The organism is Amycolatopsis sp. WAC 04182, from assembly GCF_003947465.1.
GTDB lineage: Bacteria > Actinomycetota > Actinomycetes > Mycobacteriales > Pseudonocardiaceae > Amycolatopsis.
The window spans coordinates 66,846-90,283 of record NZ_QHJJ01000006.1; the positions used below are offsets into that span (position 1 = coordinate 66,846).

The 23,438-nt window shown below is 68.1% G+C and carries 24 protein-coding genes; 14 read left to right on the forward strand and 10 right to left on the reverse strand.

Annotated features, from left to right (window positions below):
* Positions 1-14: 14 nt before the first annotated feature.
* The 4 genes from DMH01_RS29620 to DMH01_RS29635 are packed head-to-tail and all read left to right on the forward strand — an operon-like array spanning position 15 to position 3,380.
* Positions 15-446, forward strand: coding sequence for an SRPBCC family protein (locus tag DMH01_RS29620; protein WP_125680511.1), 432 nt, complete (start codon positions 15-17; stop codon positions 444-446).
* The gene (locus tag DMH01_RS29625) at positions 443-1,288 is read left to right on the forward strand and encodes a MaoC/PaaZ C-terminal domain-containing protein (RefSeq protein WP_125680512.1); all 846 of its coding nucleotides are present in this window, start codon (positions 443-445) and stop codon (positions 1,286-1,288) included. The genes DMH01_RS29620 and DMH01_RS29625 overlap by 4 nt, the downstream gene beginning before the upstream one ends.
* A gap of 11 nt (positions 1,289-1,299) precedes the next feature.
* Positions 1,300-2,169: an SDR family oxidoreductase gene (locus tag DMH01_RS29630; protein ID WP_125680513.1), complete on the forward strand. Its 870-nt coding sequence runs from the start codon at positions 1,300-1,302 to the stop codon at positions 2,167-2,169.
* Positions 2,166-3,380 (forward strand): acyl-CoA dehydrogenase family protein, encoded by a 1,215-nt coding sequence (locus DMH01_RS29635; protein ID WP_125680514.1) that lies wholly within the window; start codon positions 2,166-2,168, stop codon positions 3,378-3,380. The genes DMH01_RS29630 and DMH01_RS29635 overlap by 4 nt, the downstream gene beginning before the upstream one ends.
* Positions 3,381-3,541: 161 nt before the next feature.
* On the opposite strand, the gene DMH01_RS29640 is transcribed toward DMH01_RS29635, so the two are convergent.
* Both DMH01_RS29640 and DMH01_RS29645 read right to left on the reverse strand, forming a co-directional pair.
* The gene (locus DMH01_RS29640; RefSeq protein WP_125680515.1) at positions 3,542-6,028 is read right to left on the reverse strand and encodes a DNA topoisomerase (ATP-hydrolyzing) subunit A; all 2,487 of its coding nucleotides are present in this window, start codon (positions 6,026-6,028) and stop codon (positions 3,542-3,544) included.
* Positions 6,029-6,057: 29 nt separating this feature from the next.
* The gene (locus tag DMH01_RS29645; protein WP_125680516.1) at positions 6,058-8,109 is read right to left on the reverse strand and encodes a type IIA DNA topoisomerase subunit B; all 2,052 of its coding nucleotides are present in this window, start codon (positions 8,107-8,109) and stop codon (positions 6,058-6,060) included.
* Positions 8,110-8,339: 230 nt separating this feature from the next.
* On the opposite strand from DMH01_RS29645, the gene DMH01_RS29650 reads away from it, so the two are divergent.
* Complete coding sequence (locus DMH01_RS29650) at positions 8,340-9,281, forward strand: hypothetical protein (RefSeq protein WP_233621709.1); 942 nt, start codon at positions 8,340-8,342, stop codon at positions 9,279-9,281.
* Here the strand turns inward: DMH01_RS29650 and DMH01_RS29655 are convergent.
* On the reverse strand, positions 9,265-10,689 hold the full coding sequence (locus DMH01_RS29655) for a glycoside hydrolase family 76 protein (protein ID WP_125680518.1): 1,425 nt from the start codon (positions 10,687-10,689) through the stop codon (positions 9,265-9,267). The two genes, DMH01_RS29650 and DMH01_RS29655, sit on opposite strands and share 17 nt — an antisense overlap.
* A 135-nt stretch (positions 10,690-10,824) precedes the next feature.
* On the opposite strand from DMH01_RS29655, the gene DMH01_RS29660 reads away from it, so the two are divergent.
* Positions 10,825-11,901: an LLM class flavin-dependent oxidoreductase gene (locus tag DMH01_RS29660; RefSeq protein ID WP_125680519.1), complete on the forward strand. Its 1,077-nt coding sequence runs from the start codon at positions 10,825-10,827 to the stop codon at positions 11,899-11,901.
* Positions 11,898-12,482, forward strand: a complete 585-nt coding sequence (locus DMH01_RS29665) for an FMN reductase (RefSeq protein ID WP_125680520.1) — start codon at positions 11,898-11,900, stop codon at positions 12,480-12,482. Before DMH01_RS29660 ends, DMH01_RS29665 begins: the two co-directional genes overlap by 4 nt.
* A gap of 101 nt (positions 12,483-12,583) precedes the next feature.
* Here the strand turns inward: DMH01_RS29665 and DMH01_RS29670 are convergent, their stop codons facing one another.
* Positions 12,584-12,925, reverse strand: coding sequence for a YciI family protein (locus tag DMH01_RS29670; RefSeq protein ID WP_125680521.1), 342 nt, complete (start codon positions 12,923-12,925; stop codon positions 12,584-12,586).
* Between the two features lie 64 nt (positions 12,926-12,989).
* Complete coding sequence (locus tag DMH01_RS29675) at positions 12,990-13,817, reverse strand: NmrA/HSCARG family protein (protein ID WP_125680522.1); 828 nt, start codon at positions 13,815-13,817, stop codon at positions 12,990-12,992.
* A gap of 86 nt (positions 13,818-13,903) precedes the next feature.
* On the opposite strand from DMH01_RS29675, the gene DMH01_RS29680 reads away from it, so the two are divergent.
* The 4 genes from DMH01_RS29680 to DMH01_RS29695 all read left to right on the forward strand — a co-directional run bounded on the left by DMH01_RS29680 (position 13,904) and on the right by DMH01_RS29695 (position 16,679).
* Complete coding sequence (locus DMH01_RS29680) at positions 13,904-14,542, forward strand: TetR/AcrR family transcriptional regulator (RefSeq protein WP_125680523.1); 639 nt, start codon at positions 13,904-13,906, stop codon at positions 14,540-14,542.
* Positions 14,543-14,617: 75 nt separating this feature from the next.
* Positions 14,618-15,031 (forward strand): PGPGW domain-containing protein, encoded by a 414-nt coding sequence (locus DMH01_RS29685; RefSeq protein ID WP_125681394.1) that lies wholly within the window; start codon positions 14,618-14,620, stop codon positions 15,029-15,031.
* A 29-nt stretch (positions 15,032-15,060) separates the two neighbouring features.
* A complete protein-coding gene (locus DMH01_RS29690; protein ID WP_199745681.1) occupies positions 15,061-15,735 on the forward strand; it encodes a TetR family transcriptional regulator in 675 nt (224 codons plus the stop codon).
* Positions 15,736-15,821: 86 nt separating this feature from the next.
* The gene (locus tag DMH01_RS29695; RefSeq protein ID WP_125680525.1) at positions 15,822-16,679 is read left to right on the forward strand and encodes an oxidoreductase; all 858 of its coding nucleotides are present in this window, start codon (positions 15,822-15,824) and stop codon (positions 16,677-16,679) included.
* Positions 16,680-16,738: 59 nt separating this feature from the next.
* Here DMH01_RS29695 and DMH01_RS29700 read toward each other — a convergent pair whose 3' ends face one another.
* A complete protein-coding gene (locus DMH01_RS29700; protein WP_125680526.1) occupies positions 16,739-17,563 on the reverse strand; it encodes an ABC transporter permease in 825 nt (274 codons plus the stop codon).
* A complete protein-coding gene (locus tag DMH01_RS29705; protein ID WP_125680527.1) occupies positions 17,553-18,449 on the reverse strand; it encodes an ABC transporter ATP-binding protein in 897 nt (298 codons plus the stop codon). Before DMH01_RS29705 ends, DMH01_RS29700 begins: the two co-directional genes overlap by 11 nt.
* 156 nt (positions 18,450-18,605) lie before the next feature.
* Between DMH01_RS29705 and DMH01_RS29710 the strand changes: the two genes are divergently transcribed.
* Complete coding sequence (locus tag DMH01_RS29710; RefSeq protein ID WP_125680528.1) at positions 18,606-19,064, forward strand: hypothetical protein; 459 nt, start codon at positions 18,606-18,608, stop codon at positions 19,062-19,064.
* A 69-nt stretch (positions 19,065-19,133) separates the two neighbouring features.
* On the opposite strand, the gene DMH01_RS29715 is transcribed toward DMH01_RS29710, so the two are convergent.
* A complete protein-coding gene (locus DMH01_RS29715) occupies positions 19,134-19,547 on the reverse strand; it encodes a hypothetical protein (protein WP_125680529.1) in 414 nt (137 codons plus the stop codon).
* Positions 19,465-20,097, reverse strand: coding sequence for a hypothetical protein (locus DMH01_RS29720; protein ID WP_125680530.1), 633 nt, complete (start codon positions 20,095-20,097; stop codon positions 19,465-19,467). The genes DMH01_RS29715 and DMH01_RS29720 overlap by 83 nt, the downstream gene beginning before the upstream one ends.
* Before the next feature lie 367 nt (positions 20,098-20,464).
* Between DMH01_RS29720 and DMH01_RS42790 the strand changes: the two genes are divergently transcribed.
* Positions 20,465-20,638 carry a hypothetical protein gene (locus tag DMH01_RS42790; RefSeq protein ID WP_158633263.1) on the forward strand — a complete coding sequence of 58 codons (174 nt, stop codon included), beginning with the start codon at positions 20,465-20,467 and terminating at the stop codon, positions 20,636-20,638.
* Positions 20,639-20,726: 88 nt separating this feature from the next.
* On the opposite strand, the gene DMH01_RS43350 is transcribed toward DMH01_RS42790, so the two are convergent.
* Positions 20,727-20,876, reverse strand: a complete 150-nt coding sequence (locus DMH01_RS43350; RefSeq protein WP_233621735.1) for a hypothetical protein — start codon at positions 20,874-20,876, stop codon at positions 20,727-20,729.
* Here DMH01_RS43350 and DMH01_RS29725 point away from each other — a divergent pair.
* Positions 20,853-23,342: a CHAT domain-containing protein gene (locus DMH01_RS29725; RefSeq protein WP_233621731.1), complete on the forward strand. Its 2,490-nt coding sequence runs from the start codon at positions 20,853-20,855 to the stop codon at positions 23,340-23,342. The two genes, DMH01_RS43350 and DMH01_RS29725, sit on opposite strands and share 24 nt — an antisense overlap.
* Positions 23,343-23,438 lie beyond the last annotated feature (96 nt).

Sequence of the window (23,438 nt, forward strand, 5' to 3'; positions counted from 1 at the left end):
CGAAAGGACGAACCATGGGCAAGATCAGTGCCTCCGTCGAACTCCCCGCCGCCCCTGACAAGGTGTGGGCGGAGTTCTCCAACCCCAACAACTTCGAGAAGTGGCTGACCATCCACACCAAGTGGAAGGGCGAGGTCCCGGCCGAATTCTCCAAGGGAGCGCAGGCTTCCGAGGTCGTCACGATGCTCGGGATGCCGAACACGATCACCTGGACCGTCGACGAGTTCGAGGCGCCGTCGAAGCTGGCGATCTCCGGGACCGGGATGGCCGGGGTGAAGGTCAAGTTCGAGCTGTCGGTGGAGGCGTCCGGAGAGGGTTCGCTCGCGAGCATCGACGCGGAGTTCGCCGGGCAGATGATCGTCGGCGCGCTCGGCAAGGCCGTCGAGAAGGACGGCAAGAAGAACCTCGACGCCTCCCTCGAGAACTTCAAGGCGCTGGTCGCGTGACCGGCGAGCGATTCGACCCCGGCGGGCTCGGAAAGTGGACCGGCGAGTCCCGGTTCGAGGTGACCCGTGAGCGGCTGATCGAGTACGCCAAGGCCACCAACGATCCGATCCCGGCGCATCTCGCCGGGGACGTCGCGAGTCCGGTGTTCGCGATCGTGCCGGTGTTCGAGTCGCTGATGGAACCCGCGCTCGAGGTCGTCCCGGTCGGATTGTTCGGCCGGATCGTGCACGGGGAGCAGGAATTCCGGTTCCACCGGCCGATCCGTCCCGGCGACAAGCTCGTGTCACGAGCGCGGATGACCGGCTACGAAGGGCTGGAGAACGGCACGCGCGGCACCATCCACCTCGAATGCCGGACCGAGGGCGGCGATCTGGTCAACGAGCAGTACGTGACCTTGTTCGTACGCGGGTTCGACACCGGCGAGACGCGCGGCGAACTCGGACCGGAGCACAAGTTCGACGAAGCCCTGCGTTCGCGGGCGCCGGTGGCGAAGGTCAGCCAGCACGTCGACGACGACCAGACGTACCGGTACGCGCCCGCGGCCGGCGATCCCATGCCCATCCACCTCGACGAAGAGGTCGCGAAGGATTCGGGACTGCCAGGGATCATCGCGCACGGTTTGTGCACCATGGCGTTCACCTCCTGGGCGCTGCTGACCGAGGTCGCCGGGTCCGATGTGGACAGACTGAAGCGGTTCGCCGTGCGGTTCGCCAAACCGGTGCTGCCCGGGCAGGACCTGACGACGTCCATCTGGAGCGCGGGTGGCGGAAGCTACGCGTTCGAAACCACCGTCGGTGAAACCGTCGTGATCAAAGACGGCCTCGCGGAATTCGCGGAGTAGGAGCAAAAGCCATGGGAGCACTCGACGGGCGGGTCGCCGTCATCACCGGCGCCGGACGCGGGATCGGCCGCGAGCACGCGCTGCTGTTCGCGCGGGAAGGCGCGAGCGTCGTGGTCAACGACCTCGGCGGCGCGAACGACGGCAGCGGCAGCGACACCGGGCCCGCACAGGAAGTCGTCGACGAGATCCGCGCGGCCGGCGGCAAGGCCGTGGCGAACACGGCCAACGTCGCCGATTGGGCGGGCGCGGAGGAGCTGGTCGCGCAGGCGGTGGGTGAGTTCGGCAGGCTGGACGTCGTCGTGAACAACGCGGGCATCCTGCGCGACGCGTTCATCGCCGGACTCGAGGAGTCCCAATGGGATTCCGTGATCGCGGTGCATCTGAAGGGGCACGCGGCGGTGCTGCGGCACGCGGCCGCGTACTGGAAGACCGCGAGCAAGGCCGGCGAATCGGTGGCGGGTTCGGTGATCAACACCGCTTCGGCGTCCGGGACCACGCTGCCGAACGCGGGGCAGGCGAACTACGGCGCGGCGAAAGCGGGGATCGCCGCGCTCACACTGGTCGCCGCCGAGGAACTGGAACGCTACGGCGTGCGGGTCAACGCGATCGCGCCGATCGCGCGCACGCGGCTCACCCTCGCGACGCCGGGCATGGGCGCGATCTTCGCGCAGGAGGTCGAGGAAGGGGAGTTCGACGCGTTCTCCCCGGCGAACATCTCGCCGCTGGTGGCCTACCTCGCGACCGAGAAATGCCCGCTCACCGGCAAGGTGTTCGCGGTGCAGGGCGGCGCGATCTCCGAACTCGCGGGCTGGCACGACGTCAAGGTGATCGAAACCGAAGCCGCCTGGGAGATCGACGACATCGCCGCGAGGCTGCCGTGATCGAGTGGTCCGAGACCGAACTGCTGATCAGGGACGCCATCCGGGAGTTCGTCGACAAGGAGATCCGGCCGCACCTCGACGCGCTGGAAAGCGGGACGCTGCCGCCGTACGACATCATCCGGAAGATGTTCGCGTCCTTCGGCATCGACGCGCTCGCGCGGGAATCGGTGTCGAAACTGCTGTCTCAGGAGCGCGGCTCCGGTGGTGGCGGCTTGGCGTTCGGCGGGCAGGAGGCGATGGCGCTCATCGCGGTGAGCGAACTGGCCGGGGTCAGCCTCGGCATCGTCGCTTCGCTCGGCGTGAGCATCGGGCTGACCGCGCAGACGATCCTGACCAAGGGCACGCAGGCGCAGAAGGAACGCTGGCTGCCCGGGCTGGCGACGTTCGAGAAGGTCGGCGCGTGGGCGATCACCGAACCCGACTCGGGCTCGGACGCTTTCGGCGGGATGAAGACGTCGGTGCGGCGCGACGGTGACGAGTACGTCCTCAATGGACAGAAGACGTTCATCACCAACGGCCCGTACGCCGATACGATCATCGTGTACGCGAAGCTCGACGAAGGCGACGGCGCCGCCGTTCGCGACCGCAAGGTGCTGACGTTCGTGCTGGACAAGGGCATGCCCGGGCTCACGCAGGGCAAGCCGTTCAAGAAGATGGGCATGATGTCCTCGCCGACCGGCGAGCTGTTCTTCAGCGACGTCCGGCTCGGGCGGGACCGGCTGCTCGGCGAATCCGAGACCGGCCGCGACGGCGACAGCAAGGCCGAGGTGAAGTCCGGGTTCGCCGTCGAGCGGATCGGCGTCGCGGCGCTGGCGCTCGGGATCATCAACGAATGCCACCGGCTTTGCGTGGACTACGCGAAGAACCGGAAGCTGTGGGGCCAGGAGATCGGGCGGTTCCAGCTGATCCAGCTCAAGCTGGCGAAGATGGAGGTCGCGCGGATCAACGTGCAGAACATGGTCTTCCAGCTGATCGAGACCCTGCGCGCGGGCAAGATGCCGACGCTGGCCGAGGCTTCGGCGATGAAGCTGTACTCCTCGGAGGCGGCCACCGAGGTCGCGATGGAGGCCGTGCAGCTGTTCGGCGGGAACGGGTACATGGCGGAGTACCGGGTGGAGCAGCTTGCGCGGGACGCGAAGTCGCTGATGATCTACGCGGGGAGCAACGAGATCCAGGTGACGCACATCGCGAAGGGCCTGCTGGGTCGCTGAGGAGAGCAAGGGACCTTTGCTACCACTTCGGGCCCGAGCTCACGCGTGCCCGGATCCGCATCACGCGTGACTGGAGGCGTAACTCGCGTGCTTGAGCGCGTAACTCGCGTGCTTGGAGCCGTAACTCGCGTCGCGGGCGAGTTACGGCTCCAGGCATGGGGTCAGTCGCGTTCGATCAGGTGGCCGACGACCTCCGGGCCTGGGTGCGCGTGGCCGGAGCCGTCGCGCCGGACGTCGACTTCGGGCAGCTCCACCGGGTCACCGGTGCGCGAGGCGCCGGCGGGACGCGGGCCGATCCAACCGACGACCAGCCGCGTCTCGCCCTTGAGGAACCGCTGCGCCCGGACACCGCCGGTCGCGCGGCCCTTGGCGGGGTACTCGCTGAACGGGGTCACCTTCACGCTCGCGCCGGTCGCCGTGACGACCATCGGCTCGCCGTGTTCGGCGTCGTCGGTGCGGATCGCGCCGAAGAAGACCACTTCCGCTTCACCGCGCACGGTGATCCCGGCCATGCCGCCGCCCTTGAGGCCCTGCGGCCGCACGAGCGAAGCCGGGTAGCGCAGCAGGGACGCTTCGGAGGACAGGAACGCCAGCGTCTCTTCGCCGTCGGTGAGCCAGGTGGCGCCGACGACCTCGTCGCCGTCCTTCAGGCTGATCACGTCGAACTCGTCCGAGCGGACCGGCCACTCCGGCGCGCACACCTTCACGACGCCGTGCTTGGTGCCGAGCGCGAGACCCGGGGAGCCGGCCGCCTGTTCGCCGAGCGGGGCCAGCCCGATGACGCGCTCGCCCTTCTCCAGCGGCACCAGTTCCTTCGCGGCCATCCCGCCGCGCAGCGAAACGGTGCCCGCCTGCTCGGGCAGCACCGGCAGCGGCAGCACGTCGGTCTTGAACGCGCGGCCGCGGTTGGTCACCAGCAGCACCTGACCGCGGGCGGTCGAATGGACCACCGCGGACACCGAGTCGTGTTTCACGCGGCCGTTGCGGCGCCGCACTTCCGACGCCTCCTCCGATTCCGCCGCCGTCCGCGCGACCAGCCCGGTGGCCGAAAGGATCACCTGGCACGGATCGTCCGCGACCTCCAGCGGCCCCGACGGCTTCGACGCGGCGAGGACCTCCTTGAGGTCACCGTCGATCAGGGCGGTGCGGCGTTCGGTGGGGTGGTCCTTGGCGATCTTGGCCAGCTCGGCCGAGACGACCTTCTTCAGCACCGACTCGTCGTCGAGGATCTTCGACAGCTCGGCGATCTCCTCGCGCAGCTTGTCCTGCTCGGCTTCGAGCTCGATCCGGTCGTACTTCGTGAGCCGCCGCAGCGGGGTGTCCAGGATGTACGTCGCCTGGATCTCCGAGAGCTTGAACCGCTTCATCAGGCCGTCCTTCGCGGCCGCGGCGTTCTCGCTCTCGCGGATCAGCTTGATCACCTTGTCGATGTTGAGCAGGGCGATCAGCAGACCGTCGACCAGGTGCAGCCGCTCTTCGCGCTTGCGGCGCCGGTACCGCGTGCGGCGGGTGACGACCTCGTAGCGGTGGCTGAGGAAGACCTCCAGCAGCGCCTTGAGTCCCAGCGTCTGCGGCTGCCCGTCCACCAGCACGAGGTTGTTGATACCGAACGACTGCTCCAGCGGCGTGAGCCGGTACAGGTCCGCGAGCAGCGCCTGCGGGTTCACGCCGACCTTGCATTCGATGACCAGCCGCGTGCCGTTCTCGCGGTCGGTGAGGTCCTTGACGTCGGCGATCCCGGTGAGCCGCTTGGACTTGTTGACCTCGTCGGTGATCTTCTCGATCACCTTCTCCGGGCCGACGCCGTACGGCAGCTCGGTGACGGTGATCGCCTGGCGGCCGCGGCTGCCCTCCAGCGGTCCGGTCTCGGCGCTGGCGCGCATCCGCACGACGCCGCGGCCGGTCTCGTACGCGCGGCGGACCTCGTCGAGGCCCAGCAGCGAACCGCCGGTCGGCAGGTCGGGGCCCGGGACGAACTCCATCAGCTTGTCGAGGGTGGCGTTCGGGTGGTTGATCAGCCACCGCGCCGCGCCGATGACCTCGGTCAGGTTGTGCGGGATCATGTTGGTCGCCATCCCGACCGCGATCCCGGAGGTGCCGTTGACCAGCAGGTTCGGGAACGCCGCCGGCAGCACGGACGGCTCTTCGAGCGAACCGTCGTAGTTCGGCCGGAAGTCGACGGTGTCCTCACCGAGTTCGCCGACCAGCAGCATCGCCTCCGGGGACAGCCGCGCCTCGGTGTACCGCGAGGCGGCCGGGCCGTCGTCGGGGGAGCCGAAGTTGCCGTGCCCGTCGACCAGCGGGACGTTGAGCGAGAAGTCCTGCGCGAGCCGGACCATGGCGTCGTAGATCGCCGTGTCGCCGTGCGGGTGGTACTTGCCCATCACGTCGCCGACCACGCGGGACGACTTCACGTACGCGTGCGAAGGCCGGTAGCCGTTCTCGTTCATCGAGTACATGATCCGGCGGTGCACCGGCTTCAGCCCGTCCCGCGCGTCCGGGAGCGCCCGCGAGTGGATGACCGAGTAGGCGTACTCCAGGTACGAATCCTCGATCTCCGTCTTCAGCGAGTTGTCGAAGACGTTCGCGCCGGGCTTGTCGAACGCGGAGGGGTCGACCTTGGTGGTGGTGCCCTTACGGCGTGCCATTGCTCAAAGCTCCTTGAATAGCAACGAAATCAGGCGTCGATGGCTTCGCGGTCGACCCGGTCGGAGGATTCGACCAGCCAGTTGCGGCGGGGTTCGACCTTCTCGCCCATCAACAGTTCGAGCGCGTTCTCCGCGGCTTCGACGTCGTCGAGGGTGATGCGGCGGACCGAGCGGGTGGCCGGGTTCATCGTGGTGTCCCACAGTTCGTCGGCGTCCATCTCGCCGAGACCCTTGAACCGCGGCACCGGCGTGACGATCTGCTTGCCCGCCCGCTCCAGCGCCGCGTACTTGGTCTCCATCTCCTTCTGGGTGAAGGTGAAATGGGTTTCCGGATTGCGGCCCTTGGTGACCAGTTTGTGCAGCGGCGGCATCGCGGCGTAGAGCCTGCCGTCCTCGATGACCGGCCGCATGTACTTGGCGAACAGCGTGATCAGCAGCGTGCGGATATGCGAACCGTCGACGTCCGCGTCGGCCATCAGGATCACCCGGCCGTAGCGCATGGTCGACAGGTCGAACGTGCGCCCGCTGCCCGCGCCGAGCACCTGCACGATCGAGGCGATCTCGGCGTTCTTCAAGGTGTCGCCGAGCGACGCCTTCTGGACGTTGAGGATCTTGCCGCGCAAGGGAAGCAGCGCCTGGTACTCCGACACGCGCGCCATCCGCGCCGAACCGAGCGCGCTGTCACCCTCGACGAGGAACAGTTCACTGCGGGCGACGCCGGTGGTGCGGCAGTCGACCAGCTTCGGCGGCATGGCCGCGCCTTCGAGCGCGGTCTTGCGCCGGGCGGCGTCCTTCTGCTGCTTCTGGGTGAGCCGGACGCGTGCCGCGTCGACCACCTTCTGCAGCACGATCTTCGCCTCGGACTTGGTCTTGCGCTCTTCGGTCCAGGACCGGATGTGCTTGTCGACGACGCCCTGGATGACGCGGGTGATGCCGGCGGTGGACAGCTCGTCCTTGGTCTGCGAGGTGAACTGCGGCTCGGGCAGCCGGACGTGGACGACCGCCGTCATGCCTTCGAGCACGTCCTCGACGGTCGGCATGTCCTCCTTGGGCTTGAGCAGCCCGCGGGTTTTGGAAATGGCGTCCTGCAAGGCTTTCAGCACCGCGCGGTCGAAACCGCGGCGGTGCGTGCCGCCGTGCACGTTGCGGATGGTGTTGGTGAAGCACTCCACCGTGCGCTCGTAGCCGGTGCCCCAGCGCAGCGCGACCTCGATCTCCGCGTGACGCACCACATTGGACTGCATGACACCGCTGGCGTCGGCCGCGTTCTCCTTGTACGTGCCCTCGCCGTTGATGATCAGCGTGCCGCAGACGGGTTTCTCGCTGTCCGGGGCGAGGAAGTCGACCATGTCGGCGAGGCCGTTGGGGTAGTGGAAGGTCTCTTCGCTGATCGAGTCGTCGACTGCGGTGCGCAGCACGTACGTGACGCCGGGGACGAGGAAGGCGGTGTTGCGCATCTTCGTGCGGACACCTTCGACGTCGAGCGCGGCGCCGCTTTCGAAGTAGCGCGCGTCGTACCAGTACCGGATCGACGTGCCGGAGCGCTCGCCGCGCTTCATCTTGCCGGTGATGTTCAGCCCGGACTTGCGGGTGAACTTCGCCTTCGGGCCGGGACCGTCGAACACGCCGGGGACGCCGTGCGCGAACGACATCTGGTGGACCTTGCCGTTCTGCTTCACCGTGACGTCGAAGCGGTGCGACAGCGCGTTCACCGCCGAAGCGCCGACACCGTGCAGGCCACCGGAGGTCTTGTAGCCCGAGCCGCCGAACTTGCCGCCCGCGTGCAGCCTCGTCAGCACCAGCTCGACACCCGACAAACCGGATTTGGCGTGCGTGCCGGTGGGGATGCCGCGGCCGTCGTCGTCGACCTGGACACTGCCGTCGGCGTGCAGGGTGACCACGATCTTCGTGGCGTGACCCGCCACACCTTCGTCGGTCGAGTTGTCCACGACCTCGGAGAACAGGTGGTTGATGCCGCGGCTGTCGGTGGAACCGATGTACATCCCGGGGCGCTTGCGGACCGCTTCCAGACCCTCGAGATGCGTCAGGTCGTCGGCCCCGTACAGGGTCTCAGCAGTCACTGGGTACTTCTCCTGGAGTCATGGCTCGCGAACTAGCTCGTGGAGGTGGTGTTCAACGCGACACCGTACTGGAGGATATCCGTCCCCTCCGACAGCTTCGTCCTCCCGAGCCCCGGGTGTGGCGGATCACGCCGTCCCATTGGCCGGGTCACGGCTGGGGAAAGCCGCTTCCTCAGGGCTTGGATGAGGCGTTATCGTTCCCGGTGTCACACGGTGACGGGGGGAAGAAGGTGGCCGTCGGAACCGGTCCCACACGCGTCTCGACCGCACAACGCGTCGTGAGTCTCTGGTATTTCGTGGTGGTCGTCGGGTCGTTCGGCATGCTGGCGCTGTTACCGGTGGCGCACGCCGCGATCCGGTTGCGGCGTGCCGTCCTGTGGCTGTTCGTGCTGGGCTACGGCGGTATCGCGGTCGGGATGACGTTCCTGCTGGAGCGGGCGGCGACGGAGGGCGAGTCGGAGGCGGCGCTCTCGTTCGCCTGGCTCTTCGGCACCATCCTGTTCATCACCGGGACCTGCGTCCATCTCGCGCTGTTGCGGAAGAAGATCCTCTATCCGCCGCCGACGGCGTGGGTCGAGTCCGGCATGCACTGCGGGCTGTTCTCGATCGACATCGCCGGATTCGGCCAGGTCGGGCGCAGCAGCGACATCTTCGTCCAGGTCCGGCGGATGCTGTTCGGCGTCCTGGCCGGCGCCTTCGAGACCAGCGGGATCGCCTGGGAAGCCTGCCTGAAACGCGACACCGGCGACGGCATGATCGTCGTGGTCCCCCCGCATTTCCCGAAGTTCCGCCTGGTGTATCCGCTCGTTTCCCGGCTGACCGCGGAACTCGCCAGGTACAACGTCGTCACCGAGCCCGGCCTGCGGATCCGCGTGCGGGTGGCGATCCACGCCGGCGAGATCGCGCTCGACGAGTACGGCGTGACGGGACGGCCGAAGGTGCTGCTCGCCCGCCTGCTCGATTCACGGGTGCTGCGGGACGCGCTCGCCGAAGCGCCGGACGAGTCGCCCGTGGTGGTGCTCGTGTCGGACCGGTTCCACGAGGACGTCCAGGACCAGGGCGGCCCCGGTCTCGACACGATGAGCTACCGGCAGGTGCTCGTGCACGAGAAGGAGACCGAGGTCCGCGCCTGGTTGCACGTCCCGGATCCGGTACTCAGAGAGCTGCCGTGAGGACCTCCAGCGCGCTGTGCTGACGGGCGGCGTCGATCTTGTCGACCGGTCCGGCCCAGCGCAGGCCGTGCTGATCGAGCGACGTGCGGTTGTTCGCGATCGTCGAGTTCGCCTGTCGTGTCAGGTAAGCGCGGTACGGCCTGCCGGCCAGCGCCCGGTCCAACTCGCCGAGACCTCTGGCGTACGCGCCCTTGAACGACGGCCCGTCGGCGCCGCAGTCGCCGGACTCGCACGGGTCGCGCAGGAGTCCGTTCGAGTGAAGCAGCGACGTCGTGGTGGAGGCGTCCGCGAGTCGCCGGGCCGTGGTGAGCAGGGCGGCGTCACCGGTCGCGCGGTTCAGTTCGACCAGCGCGCCGAGGACGATGCCCTGGTTGTAACTCCAGACGGCCTGCCCGTTGTTGGCGCAGGAGGAGTTCAGGCCGTCGTTGACCAGACCGCTCCCGTTGATCATGCCGCTGGCGCGGAACCAGTCCCAGACCTCGCGTGCCCGCGCGAGCTGGAGCGTGTCGCCGGGGAGCCGGTTGTGCAGTGACGCGGCGACCTTCACGTACAACTCGTTGGTGACGGCGTTCTTGTACGTCTTCGCCGTCGACCACCAGAGCCCGCCGCCGCAGGTCCCGTCGCGGTAGGAGTACATGTAGTCCGCCGAGATGATGGCGGTGTCGAGATAGCGGCGGTCCTTGGTCAGGTCGTAGGCGCGGATCCAGGCGAGCGCCCACCAGCCGGTGTCGTCGATGTATTCGTTGGTGAAGTTGTTGCCCCGGTTGCGATCGAAGGTGTTGGCGATGGCGTAGCGGTAGTTCTGCGAGCCGGTCCTGGTGCTGTAGTCGAGGATCGCGGTGAGCGCGTTCGCCGAGTTCCACCAGCCCGTGGTCTGCCAGAGCCCGGTGCCGTTGTCGTAGAACTGCATGAGCGCGGTGGCGGCGGCTTCGGTGCGATTGTTCGCGGCGACCGTGGTGCGGAACCACGGCGTGCAGGCGATTTCCGGCCGGTTGCTCGCTTTTCCGCAGGCGCGCAGGGCGCCGAAGCGGTGGGTGGCGGGGTCGTCGACGTTGAACATCAGGGTCCGCCAGCCGCGTTGACCGGTGGGGATCTTCGTGTCGCCGATCCGGCTGTCGCCCGCCCAGGTGCGGCCGCCGTCGAAGGAACGGTCCAGCCAGACCTCGTCGCCGGGATCGCCGTCGGCGATGCTGCCCCAGCCCATGTCGTCCCCGTCGGAGAGATGCAGCGTGATGCCGCGGCCCCAGACGGTCGTCGTGCCGGGTCTTCTTTCGCCGACGGCCAGTGCGGGGTCGCGGCTGTCGCAGTACTTGGCGCAGATCGTCGCCGCGACGGTGGGTTCGGGAGTGGTGGTGGCCGGCGTGAGAGCGAATGTCAACGTTGTCACAAGCAGGGAGGTGAGCCACATGGATTCGAGTGTGAGGGCGGCCACTTTCCGGGCCGATCAAGTCACCCTTTCAGCTCGCGCCGATGGTCTGGAATACTTCTTGCGCGCGTGAGGTTGAACGCTCAAGCAACGTAACCCCGGCCCAGGGAGCAGGTCATGCAGTTCGGAATCTTCACGGTGGGCGATGTGACGACCGACCCGACCACCGGGGAGGCGCCCAGCGAGTACGAGCGGATCAAGGCGATGGTGCGCATCGCGCTCAAGGCCGAAGAAGTCGGCCTCGACGTCTTCGCGACCGGCGAGCACCACAACCCGCCCTTCGTGCCTTCTTCGCCCACGACGATGCTCGGCTACATCGCCGCGCGGACGTCGAAGATCATTCTTTCCACTTCGACCACGCTGATCACCACGAACGACCCGGTGAAGATCGCCGAGGACTTCGCGATGCTGCAGCATCTCGCCGACGGCCGCGTCGACCTGATGATGGGGCGCGGCAACACCGGCCCGGTGTACCCGTGGTTCGGGCAGGACATCCGCCAGGGCATCCCGCTGGCCATCGAGAATTACCACCTGCTGCACCGGTTGTGGCGCGAGGACGTGGTCAGCTGGTCCGGCAAGTTCCGGACGCCGCTGCAGGAGTTCACTTCGACCCCGCGCCCGCTCGACGGTGTTCCGCCGTTCGTGTGGCACGGTTCGATCCGCAGCCCGGAGATCGCGGAACAGGCCGCCTACTACGGAGACGGGTTCTTCGCGAACCACATCTTCTGGCCGAAGGAGCACTTCCAGGCTCTGATCAACCTCTACCGCGAGCGGTACGAGCACTACGGGCACGGCAAGGCGGACCAGGCCATCGTCGGCCTGGGCGGTCAGGTGTTCCTGCGGCCGAAGTCGCAGGACGCGGTGCGGGAGTTCCGGCCGTACTTCGACAACGCGCCGGTGTACGGGCACGGGCCGTCGCTGGAGGAGTTCACCGAGCAGACGCCGCTGACCGTCGGCAGCCCGCAAGAGGTGATCGACAAGACGCTGACCTTCCGCGAGCACTTCGGCGACTACCAGCGTCAGCTGTTCCTGATGGACCACGCCGGACTGCCGCTGAAGACCGTGCTGGAACAGCTCGACCTGCTGGGCGAGCACGTGATTCCGGTGCTGCGCAAGGAACTCGACGCGCTTCGCCCCGCGCACGTGCCCGAGGCTCCCACGCACGCTTCTCTTCGTTCGGAGGTGACGGTATGACCACGATCGCCGTCGTGACCGCGGGTTTGAGCCAGCCGTCCTCGACGCGGCTGCTCGCCGACAAACTCGCTTCGGCGACCCTGTCGGTGCTGCCGGACGCGAAGATCGAGGTGATCGAACTGCGCGACCTGGCCGTCGACGTCACGAAGAACATGCTGACCGGATTCCCTTCCCCGGCCCTGCGCACGGCCATCGACAAGGTGACCACCGCGGACGGCCTGATCGCCGTGACGCCCGTGTTCACCGCGTCGTACAGCGGGCTGTTCAAGTCGTTCTTCGACGTGCTGGACCAGAAGGCGCTCGACGGGAAGCCGGTGCTGCTCGGCGCGACCGGCGGAACCGAACGGCACTCGCTGGTGCTCGACTTCGCGCTGCGTCCGCTCTTCGCCTACCTTCGCGCCGAGCCTGTCGCGACGGCGGTGTACGCGGCTTCGTCGGACTGGGCGTCTCCGGGCGACCTCGACACGCGGGCTTCGCGGGCGGGGCGGGAGTTCGCCTCGCGGTTGTCGGCGGAGGGGACGGCCCCGGCTCCGGACAGCGGGTTCGTGCCGTTCGAGCAGCTGCTGCGCGCGGGGGAGTGAGCAAGGGACCTTTGCTATCACTTCCGCAGGTCGGGTGCGGTAAAAGCGCGTGAAGGCCCCCTTCCCTCGACTCAGCCGAGGGAAGGGGGCCTTCACGCGCTTCAGGGGGTCGGCCAGAGCGGCCGGATCTCGATGGTCGCGAACTTCGCGACCGGATGCTTCGACACGATCTCGATCGCCTCGTCGAGATCGGCGCACTCGATCAGGTCGTAACCGAGGATCTGTTCCTTCGTTTCCGCGAACGGCCCGTCCGAGACGAGCAGTTCGCCGTCGCGGTGGCGGACGGTGGTCGCGGTGGCCGCCGACCGGAGCCTGCTGCCGGACAGCCGGACCCCGCGAGCGGTCATCTCGTCGACCCACGCCTGCGTCTTTTCGTCCAGTGGGTGGTCACTGTCGTCCGCGCCGGGGTACGGGCTTCCGCAGATCAGCGCCAGGTAGCGCATCAGTCCTCCTTGGCTGGTCTTTCCGTCACCCCGACGAACGGTCTCGTCCGAAACAGACAGGTCGCTAGAGGTTCTCGCGCAGAAAGTCCTCGAATCGGGTGAGTCCTGGATAGCGCGACCGCAGCCCCGCGACGTCCGCCGCGTACCCGCTCTCGGCGAACCATTCGAACATGCGGTCCTCAATCGGCTTCGGTTCGAAGCGGGTCGGGACCCCGGTGACCCGCTCGTAGCTCGCCGCGACCTCGGGGAAGGTGAGTTCGTCGCCCGCGATTTCGAGTGCCTGCCCGAGGAGGCCTTCGCGGTCCTCGAACGCCGTCGCGGCGAAGAACCCGATGTCGTCGGCGGCGATCATCTGCATCGGTTTCGCGGGATCCACCGGAAGGGCCAGTACGCGGTCTTCGCCGGCGGGCGGGGTGGCGTAGTGCAGCAGGTTGTTCATGAAGAACACCGGCCGGAGCAGGGTCGCGGGTAGGCCCAGCGCGGCGATGTGCCGTTCGACCTCCGCCTTGCTTTCGAAGTGGTCGATACCGGTCTCGCGTTCGGCGCCTCCGACCGAGCTGTAGACCAGGTGCCCGACGCCGGTTTCCGCGGCGATGTCCGCGACCGAACGGCCTCGCCTGACCTCGGCGGCGAGGGTTTCTTCCTCCCATGCCAAGGGTTGCACGCTGAAGACGCCGTCGACACCGGTCATCGCCGCGCGCAGCGAGGCCGGTGCGTCGAGATCGCCTTCGATCAGGACCGCGCCGAGTCTCGCCAGCTCTTTGGCCTCGGGTTTGCCCGCGTCGCGGACCAGCGCGTGCACGCGGCGGCCGCGGGCGAGCAGGTGGCGTGCGGTCGCGCCGCCCTGGTTGCCGGTCGCGCCGAGGACGAGCACGACTTCGGATCGGGACATGTGAGCTCCTCGTGGATTTTATCGGAGTGATTCGCTCCGTTAAGCTATATCGGAGCGAATCACTCCGCAAGGGCTAGGATCCGGGCATGACGAGTTCCCCTCCGCCGCGACGCGGACGGCAGGCCGAAGCCGCCCGCAACAGCCGCAAGCTGCTCGAAGCCGCGCGCGAGGTGTTCATCAGCCGCGGGTTCGACGCGCCCGTCTCGGCGGTCGCCGAACGCGCCGGGATCGGGATGGGGAGCCTTTACCGGCGTTACCGCACCAAGGACGAACTGCTGCAACGGCTCTGCGTCGACTCCTTGACGCACGTCGCGGACGCGGCCCGGGAGGGGCTGGCCGTCGATGATCCTTGGCAAGGTCTCACGAGGTACATCGAGCGCTGCGTCGAGTTCGGCTTCGGCGCCCTCGCGCCGCTCGCCGGGCGAATCGAAGCCACCGAGGAGATGTGGGAGGCCACCGGGATCGCGCAGGACCTCGCGGGTCAGGTGGTCGCTCGCGCGCATGCCGCCGGGGTCCTGCGCGGCGATGTCACGACCCTGGACATCTCCCTGCTGATCGGCCAGTTCAGCAGGCGCGGTCCGGTGCCGGAGGTGGATCACGACGAGAACGTCCGGCGGCGGCTGGTCGCGATCGCCGTCGCGGGCCTGCGTGCCGGCGCCGTCGAGCCGCTCCCGGGTGACCCACCGGAGCGGCGGGAGCACGAGTCGCTCTGGCGGAACTCCTAGCGCCACCCGGCAGGACCAGCGCGTTTCCGGCCCGACCGGCACAATCGAGGGAAAGGCGACGGCGAGGAGACGATGGTGGGCATTGGAAAACCCGTGAAGCAGGTCTTGATCCTGATCGCGGGCGGCGTTCTCCTGCTGGTCGGCATCGCGCTCCTCGTGCTGCCCGGGCCGGGCCTGCTGCTCGTGCTCGCGGGTCTGCTCGTGCTGGCCTCGGAGTTCCCCGTGGTGGAGAAGTACGTCGATCCGATCCGCGACAGGGCGATGAAGGCGGCCGAGGACAGCGTTTCGTCGCCGCTGCGTATCGCGGGATCGGTGCTGGCGGGGCTGGGGCTGCTGGCCGCGGGGGTCGTGTGGGGCCTCGTGCCGGGGCTGCCGCTCGGGGGCTGGAGCACCGGGTCGAGCCTGATCCTGTCCGGGCTCATCCTGTTCGCGCTGCTGATCTGGAGCTACAAGCGGGTGCAGGCCAGGAGGGCCGCGAACGCCGAATAACAGCCGGGTGGCCTGGTACCGTGCGGCGCGTGGCCCCCGACTTCCAGCGCGCACGGCGGCCGGAACAGGTCGAGGCCCGGCGCGCGGCGATCCTCGGTGCGGCGCGCGAACTCCTGTCCGAGCGGCCCGTCTCGCGGATCAGCCTGCGAGAACTGAGCGACCGGGTGGGCTTGGCGAAGTCGAACGTGCTGCGGTACTTCGACAGTCGCGAGGCGGTCTTCCTGGAAGTCCTCGATTCGGTTTGGGTTGCGTGGCTCGACGAACTCGACGCCGAACTAAGCGTTCCTGACGACGCGAAGCCGGCGTGCGAGCGTGTCGCGGCTGTCATCGCGACGTCGATCTCGCGACAGCGCCTGCTGTGCGAGCTGATCAGCACGATGGCCGCCGTGCTCGAACGCAACATCTCCGTGGAGACCGCGCGGACGTTCAAGAACCGGGCGGGTGAACGGACCGAACGGCTCGCCGGTCTCGTCCGCGCCCATGCCCCGCTCGACGCAGAAGCGGCCGCGTACTTCGCGAAGGCCGTGTTCATCCTGGTCGCGGGGCTGTGGCCCTACGCGAACCCAGGGGAGGCCGTGGCGACGGTCCTGGCCGAACGCGGAGCGCCCGCCGGCCACGTGATGTTCGTCGACGGGCTGACCGAAGGACTGGCGAACCAGCTCGTGGGTCTGCTCGTTCGCGCAGGTCAGAGCCCCGAGTGGTAGCAAAGGTCCCTTGCTCCCTTCCCGCACGCGCCAGGACGGGCGAGCCTGCATAAGGTGAGCCGAACCCACTTGCACAAGGAGCGATCATGAGCCCAGGCGGCACCCTCACCCTCGGCGATCTCACCGTGAGCCGGATGGGCTACGGCGCCATGCGGCTGTCCGGCCCCGGCATCTGGGGGCCGCCGAGCGACCGCGAAACCGCGATCGCCGTCCTCCGCGAGGCTGTCGAGCTGGGGGTGACCCACATCGACACCAGCGACTTCTACGGTCCGCACACGGTCAACGAGCTGATCCGCGAGGCGCTGCACCCGTACCCGGACGACCTGCACATCGTCACGAAGGTCGGCGCGAAGCGGACTCCGGACAAGGGCTGGCCTTCGGCGCTCTCACGGGAGGAGCTGACGTCCGCGGTCCACGACAACCTGCGCAACCTCGGCGTCGACGTGCTCGACGTCGTCAACCTGCGGCTCGCGGGGGAGCACGGCGTCTTCCCGATCCCGGTCTCGATCACGGAGCCGTTCGAGGTTCTCGCCGAACTTCAGCAGCAGGGGCTCATCCGGCACCTCGGCCTGAGCCACGTTTCGGCGGAACAGGTCAAGGAAGCCCGCGCCATCGCGCCGGTCGTCTGCGTGCAGAACGAGTACAACGTCGCGAACCGCGCCAACGACGGGCTCCTCGACGCCCTCGCGGCCATCAACATCCCGTTCGTGCCGTACTTCCCGCTCGGCGGATTCACGCCGCTGCAGTCCGGCGTGCTCGACGACTGCGCCCGCCGGGTCGACGCGACGCCGATGCAGGTCGCGCTCGCGTGGCTGCTCCAGCGGTCGCCGAACATCCTGCTGATCCCGGGCACGTCGTCGCTGCTGCACCTGCACGAGAACATCGCCGCCGCGAAACTCGAGCTGCCCGCGGACGTCCTGGCGGACCTCGACGCCCTCGCCTGATCCCGCGTGAAGGCCCCCTTCCCTTCGCTGAGCCGAGGGAAGGGGGCCTTCACGCGCGTTCAGAGGACATCCCGGCGCCGCAGCAGCCAGCCGCCGAGACCGGCGAAGACCACCAGGTAGCCGGCCACGACCAGCGTCGCCTGGGAGACACCGACGAGTTCCCCGATCCCCGGCGTCGCGCCCGAAGCACCCAGCGACGCGGCCAGCGAACCGGCGTTGGCTCCCGGCAGCGCCAGCTGGAGCGTGCCGACCCAGTCCACCAGCGGGGCCGCGACCCCGAACAGCAGGTTCTGGACCACCAGCAGCCACACCAGGCCGAGCCCGATCGGCAGCGCCACCCCGCGCATCGCGATCGCGAGCGCCGCACCGAGTGCCGCCCAGGTCATCGCGATCAGCCAGCCCGCGCCGATCCCCGTCAGCAGCGAGCCGAACGACGGCCAGTTCATCGGCTCGCCCTCCGACGAGGCGATGAGCGCGCTCGTGACCGCGCCGGTCGCGAAGCTCGTCAGCACGACGGTCAGGGACGCGACGGCCAGCGCGAACAACTTTCCACTGTAGACGGTCAGCCGCGAAGGTCCTTGTGTCAGCACGGTCTTCCACGTGCCCCAACCGTATTCGGTACCGACGGCCAGCACCCCGAGCACGAGCAGGATCGCCCCGAGGAACACCGGCAGCCCGCCGATCGAGTTGCCGACCAGATTCGCCGGAAGCGTCGCGGCCAGCCCGCGGTCGGTACCGGGCGCCCCGCTCGACGAACCCGCCGCGCCCGCGAGCGGCAGCAGATAGGTGAAGGTCAGGCCGAGCACGACCGCGATCCCCAGCATGAACCAGTTCGCCGGACGCCGGACGAGCTTCGCCAGCTCGGCGGTACAACTACCCCACATGACCTGCCACCTCTCCGGTGAGCTCGAAGAAGACCTGTTCCAGATCCCGTTCGCGGACGTGCAGTTCGCGCACCGGGATCCCTTCCGTGACCAGTTCGCGGTTCAGCCACGATGCGCGCTCCGGGTCGACGGTCAGGTCGAGACCGGTCCCGCTCGCGCGCACGTTCTCCGCGCCGATCCAGTGCCGCACCAGGTCCGCGGCGCGCATGATCTCGTCGGTTTCGATGTGCAGCACCGTGCCGCCGCGCAGCTCGGCCACCGTGTTCTCCGCGACCAGCCGCCCACGCGAGACGATGCCGACCCGGTCGCAGATCTGCTGGACCTCGCCCAGCAGGTGGCTCGACAGCAGCACGGTGCAGCCCTCCGCGCCGAGCCTGCGGATCAGCACCCGCATGTCGGCCATCCCGGCCGGGTCGAGCCCGTTGGTCGGCTCGTCGAGGATCAGCAGCCGCGGATCCTTCAGCAGCGCCGCCGCGACACCGAGCCGCTGCTTCATACCGAGGGAGTAGGTGGAGTACCGGTCCTTGCCGCGGTCGGCGAGGTCGACCATCGCGAGGACCTCGCCGACGCGGAGCGGATCCGTTCCGCTGTACCGGGCCAGCACCTTGAGATTGTCCGAACCGGACAGATACGGGTAGAACCCCGGTGATTCGATCAGCGCGCCGACCCCGTCGAGGTCACCGGGCGGCCTGCCGAACAGCCGGACGCTGCCGGACGTCGGCCGGACGAGCCCGAGCAGCATCCGCAACGTCGTCGTCTTGCCCGCGCCGTTCGGGCCGAGGAAACCGTAGATCTCGCCGGGCAGCACGGTCAGCTTCATCCGGTCGACGGCCAGTTGCTCGCCGTACCGTTTCGTGAGTTCGTCTGTGTCCACGGGAAGGTTCATGGTGACGAATGGTGTCGCGGGAGAGGCCGTCGCCACATCCGTTCACAGGCGGCACTCCGCGTACGTCGCCGGACGTAGCCGGATGGCCGGAATCCTGCGACATCTGTCGAAAACACCGGTACCGGAGGCCTGGGTGACGATCATAGGCTCGGTGGCGTGTCGAAAATCCTCTTGATTCTCCATGTGCTCGCCGCCGTCATCGCGGTCGGTCCGGTCACCGTCGCGGCGAGCATGTTCCCCGCCGCCGCGCGCAAAGCGTTCGCCGAACCGGGTTCCGGACTGTCCGTGCTCCGCGCACTCAACCGGATCTGCCGGGTCTACGCGATCTTCGGTATCGCGGTGCCGTTCTTCGGACTGGCGACGGCGGGCAGCATGCGGGTCTTCGGCGACATGTGGGTGATCGTGTCGATCGTGCTCACCGCGGCCGCCGCCGGGGTGCTGGCGTTGCTGGTCCTGCCGGGGCAGAACGCGATCCTCGCGGCGCTGGACACCGAACCGCCGTCGGAACCGCTCACGGCCGGGCGGGTCGCGATGTACACGGGGATGTTCAATCTGCTCTGGGCCGTGGTGACGGTACTGATGATCGTGCGGCCTGGATCGACCACTGGCGCCTGAATGACTCCGGCCCGATCTCGTGAGTGGTAAGGACGGTTCTAACCGCCCTTACCACTCACGAGGTTTCGCCTACGCGCTCAGCAACTGGTTGAAGAACGACCGGTAGCGGCGCAGCGCGATCCGGAGATCTTCGGTCGCCGGTTCGCCCTGGCTCCACGCGGATTCCAGTTCCTTCTTGTGGTCCGCGAACGTCGTGGCCAGGTTCTGGATCACGACCGCGACGAGTTCGTCGGCCTCCTTGACCGCCCGCCGCGGATCGTCCACGAAGGCCGTTTGGATGCCTTGCCAGCTCTCGCGGAATCGGTCGACGTCGGCGTCGGCGAACAACGTCTGCGCCTCGTCTTCGTTGGTGCGTCCGGAATCGGTGGCCACCAGGTCCTCGGTGCTCAAGGCCTGCTCGTCAGCGGTCCGTTCCTCGCCGAGCGGATCCGTCGTCCCCGCGACGCGTTCCGTTCCCTCGGTTTCCAGGGGCCTGCTTTCCATGGCTTTCCGCTCCTTCGCCGGCATCGGTCAACAGATCTTCGAACACTTCGCGGTAGTGCTTCATCGCTTCGCGCATGTCCTCTGTGGACATTTCGGATTCCCGATGGCGCACCAGGGTGTCGTGTCCGGCGCGGTAGTGCCGCAACGCGTTCGCGTGCCGGACGGACAGATCCGCGAGCTGCTGGTCGTACCCCTCGGTCGGGTAGCCACGTTCGGCCATCAAGGAGACCAGCACCCGGTCCGCCTCGACGACGGCGCCGGACGGACGGTCGACGAACTGTTCCTGGATCAGCGCCCATTCCTGGGCGTACCGGTCCTTTGTGGTCTCCGGCAGCGGCCGGATGTCGAGATCCGAATGTCGTTTCACTCGCGACGAAAGCTCACGCTCGGCTTCCCTTGGGCTTTCGTGTTCCTCGACCGCCCGGTCGTATTCGGGACCGAACGTGTCGCGCAATCGCCGCTTGCGTTGTTCCGCGAGTACGAACCAAGCGGCCACGCCCACCACAAGGATCGCGGCGATGACGATGATGATGACCAACCACGTGGGCATCGTTATCTCCTCCGGATGTTTCGCCGGTCAACCCCCGACAGGTCGCGAGTTCCCCGGTTCGGCGGCCGGAAACCCTTGTGCCGCAAGAAGTTTTGGATCTTAGGCCGGATGGCGCAGTGGAATGATCTCGATTCGCGGTCTTCGCATGGGGCGGCGCGGCCATTCGGCGGAGGTCGTGAGGCTCGCTAACCAGGCGTCCCTCTTTCGGGTGCCGACGATGACTCAGTGTAGGTAAAAACTCCCGATCACTGCTCCGTTGTGGCACTATTGCCCCGTTCGCAGGAAGAGGGCCTGCGAACAGAGGGGGCCGTCGTAGCGAGGCTGCCTGGTACGACAAAGAAAGATCATCAGGGGAGGAGATCGTCACATGTCGACGCCTACGGACGTCAAGGACCCCATCGGCGAGGAGGAGCCGGTCGACCCGGCTCAGCCCAAGCCCGACCAGGGGGAACACCAGCACAGCCCCGACTGTGAGCACCAGAATGGACGGGTCCGGGACTGCCCCGGCGGATGCGCTCAGACGCCGCCGCCCACTCCCTGAGCAATGCTCCTGGCTGAAGTGGTCCGCCCGTCACCCGGTTTCGAACCGGTGGCGGGCGACTCTCGGCTACGGAGTGTGCTGTCATAGATCAGTGGCGGTAACACAGCTCGATCAGGCCGAGGTCATTCGCAAAGCGCGCGAACTCCAGCGCGCCGGTATCGATGCCGCGTGTTCGGCCCGTCAGCGCGAAGGAATTCTCCTGCTTCGCCGGGGGATGGCCTTGCTCGATTCGATCCATCCGGTCCCCGAACGGATGAGGCACGACTGGCTCGCCGCCCGCATCCGGCTCGCTTCGAGTATCGCGACCGTGGGGTCGGAGACCAGCGGGGGCGTCGCTTCCGGTCTCGCTGGTCTGGACGACGTCCGGCTTCTGCTGAAGGCGGTGGACGATCCCAGGCTTTATGCGGAATTGCGTGGCCAACTCGACCACAATTACGGACTCCTGCTCATGGCGGTGGGACGGAACGAGGAAAGCACGGCGTACTTCGATTCGTCCTTGGCGCACAAAGAGGCCGCGCTGGCCATGGAAAAGGATTCCTCCGTGTCACTCGGCCCGTACTTGGGCACCTTGACCACTCGGGGACTCGCTTACACCAGGCTGGGTGACGTCCGGCGGGCCAGGCGAGACCTCGCCAGTGCCGTGGAACTCGCGGAACGAAACGGTCTGCGGGCCGAGGCGGCGGATGTACGCCGTCCGCTGGGCACGCTGGAACTCCGTGTCGGTAACGTTCCCGCCGCGCTGCGGCTCTACGACGAAAGCGAGAGGATCTACCGCTCGCTCGACCTGGACATCCCGCCGCTGCTGAGGTGGGAGCGGGCTGAAGCGCTGTTGACCGCGGGTCTGGCCGAAGAGGCCGGAGCGCATCTCGACGAGATCCTGCCGGTGATGCTGGAACAGCGGAGCATCACGAGAGATCTGGGTGGGGTGGAGTTGTTCCGCGCGTCCGCCGCGTTGATGACCGATGACCTGGAGCTCGCGCGGACGTATGCGGCTTCGGCCCGGCGTCGCACGCTTCGGTGGGGCTGCCAGACCTGCGTCGCCAACGCGACCATCGTCGGCCTCCGCGCCGACGTGCAGGAAGCCTTGCGCACCAACGTGATCCCGCCGACCCTGACGTCCCGCGCGCTGCGGGCGGCGAACGGGATGCCGATGCCGCGGCTCGCCGATCAGGCGGCGCTGGCGCGGATGCTGGCCGTCCGGGTCGAGCTGCGCAAGGGAAAACGCCAACGTGCCGCCGAATTGCTCGAACGGATTCCACGGCCGGGACGGCTGACCTCCGTCGATTATCGGATGTTGCGCAGGCTTTGCCGTGCGGAACTCGCGGTGGCCGAGGGCGACAAGACCAGGGCGCTGGCCGAGATCCGGGCCGGGCTCACCGAACTCGACCGTGTCCGCGATCGGATGGGCGGCATCGAGCTGGTGTCCGGGACGGCGCTGCACGGCAGGGAGCTGGCGGATCTGGCCGTCAAGATCGTGCTGGAGCGTGCCGACGCGGCCCGGTTGTTCGGCTGGACGGAGCGGACCCGCGCCCAAAGTTACCGGTACGAACCTGTTGTGGCGGCCGATCCGGAGCTCGCTGAGCGGGTCGGTGAGGTCCGCGGGCTCGATCAGGCGATCCACCAGGCGCAGCACGACGGCCATCCGACGGCGGCGTTGCGTTCGAAGCACGCCGAGCGGTTGCGCGAGGCGCACCGGCTCGGGTGGCATACGGGGCGCTGGGGGAGGCCGCGGCCGGTCGCGCGGCTCGCGGAGGTGGCCGAGGAGATGGGCGAACGCGTGCTGGTGAGTTTCGCGTCGTCGGGGGACGACCTGGTGGCGATGGTCGTCGTCGGCGGCCGATGCGAACTGGTGCGGCTCGGTTCGGCCGAGCGGGCGGCGGAGGCCGCGCGGATGCTGAACATCGATCTCGACGCCCTCGCACCGGACCGGTTGCCGGCGCCGCTGGTGCAGGCGGTGCTCGGTTCGGCGCGCAAACAGGCGGAACGGCTGGACGCCCAGCTGATCAGGCCGCTCGAGGCGCTGCTCGGGGACCGGGGTCTGGTCGTCGTGCCGACCGGCCCGTTGTTCGCCGTTCCTTGGGGAGTGCTGCCGGCGCTGCGGTCGCGGCCGATCGTCGTGGCCCCGTCGGCGACGGCGTGGCTGGGCGCGGAGCGCGCGGCGATGCCCCGTGCGCGGAAGGTCGTCCTCGTCCGCGGGCCCGGTCTTGTCGGGACCAGGGGTGAGCTGGACAAACTCGCCACGCATTACCTGGCCGCGCATACGCTGGCCGGGGCCGACGCGACAGTTTCCTCCGTCTTGCGCGCACTGGACGGCGCGAAACTGGCGCACATCGCCGCACACGGCGCGCACGAACCCGAGAACGCCTTGTTCTCCCGGCTGGAACTGGCCGACGGCACGCTCTTCGCGCACGAGATGGCCGGGCTCGCGCAGCCGCCTGCACAGGTCGTCTTCGCGGCTTGTGAACTGGCGCTGAACCGGATCCGGCCCGGCGACGAGGTCCTCGGTTTCGCCAGCGCGTTGCTCGCGAGCGGTTCGCGGACGGTGATCGCGCCGTTGAGCCGAGTCGGTGACGAGGCCGCGGCGGCCGCGATGGACGATTACCACCGCGGACTCGCCGAGGGGGCCGGACCGGCGACGGCCTTGGCGGACACCGTCGCCGTTGATCCGTTCCGGCGACCGTTCGTCTGTTTGGGTGCGGGCTGAACCTCCGGCTTGACAACCCCTGTTCGATCTTCACGACTCCAAGTGCCCGGTTGGTTACTCTTGACCGAGTCGTCTGAACCAATTATGGTCTAGACC